Origin of the sequence: Acidovorax sp. ACV01 (assembly GCF_014851495.1) — a bacterium.
GTDB classification, from domain to species: domain Bacteria; phylum Pseudomonadota; class Gammaproteobacteria; order Burkholderiales; family Burkholderiaceae_C; genus Acidovorax; species Acidovorax radicis.
In genome coordinates, this window is sequence record NZ_JACUZT010000022.1 from 1 (window position 1) to 1,070 (window position 1,070).

The following is a 1,070-nucleotide window of genomic DNA, read 5'->3' on the forward strand; positions in this document are numbered from 1 at the left end:
ACCGACTTGCGCTTGAACGAGCCCCGCTACGTCACCTTGCCCAACATCATGAAGGCCAAGAAGAAGCAGCTGGACACCTTCAAGCCCGAAGACCTCGGTGTGGATGTGGCTCCCCGCCTCAAGACCCTCAAAGTCACCGAGCCCGCCAAGCGCGGCGCGGGCGTCAAGGTGGCCGACGTGGCCGCCCTGGTCGAGAAACTCAAGAACGAAGCGAAGGTGATCTAAATGTCGGTACTCGTTATTGCTGAACACGACAACGCCTCCATCAAGGGCGCAACCCTCAACACCGTGACGGCTGCCGTGGCCTGTGGTGGCGACGTGCATGTGCTGGTGGCCGGCCACAACGCGGGCGCTGCCGCAGCCGCTGCGGGCCAGATCGCTGGCGTTGCCAAGGTCATCCATGCAGACGCCCCTGGCCTGGAACACGGCCTGGCCGAAAACGTGGCGGCACAAGTGCTGGCCATTGCTTCCAGCTACAGCCACATCCTCTTTCCTGCCACGGCCAGCGGCAAGAACATCGCCCCCCGCGTGGCGGCCAAGCTCGATGTGGCCCAAATCAGCGACATCACCAAGGTGATCGCAGCCGATACGTTTGAGCGCCCCATCTACGCTGGCAATGCCATCGCCACCGTGCAAAGCGCCGATAGCGTGAAGATCATCACCGTGCGCACCACCGGCTTTGACGCCGCAGCCGCCACCGGTGGCTCTGCCGCCGTCGAAACCGCTGCTGCTACCGCTGATGCCGGCAAGAGCACCTTCGTGGGCAGCGAAATCGCCAAGAGCGACCGCCCCGAACTGACCGCCGCCAAGATCATTGTCTCGGGTGGCCGGGCGCTGGGCAGCAAGGAAAAGTTCGACGAAATCATGACTCCGCTGGCCGACAAGCTGGGTGCCGCCCTGGGCGCCAGCCGCGCAGCAGTGGACGCGGGCTACGCCCCCAACGACTGGCAAGTGGGCCAGACCGGCAAGATCGTGGCGCCCCAGCTGTACATCGCAGCGGGTATCTCGGGCGCGATCCAGCATTTGGCCGGCATGAAGGACTCCAAGGTGATCGTGGCGATCAACAAGGA

Annotated in this window: 1 protein-coding gene and 1 pseudogene; both read left to right on the forward strand. The window is 64.1% G+C overall.

Going from position 1 to position 1,070, the window contains the following annotated elements:
• Positions 1-225: pseudogene (locus IB243_RS26965) on the forward strand (electron transfer flavoprotein subunit beta/FixA family protein); the annotation flags it as partial.
• A partial coding sequence (locus IB243_RS26970; protein WP_192430113.1) for an electron transfer flavoprotein subunit alpha/FixB family protein occupies positions 226-1,070 on the forward strand: 845 nt, incomplete at its 3' end.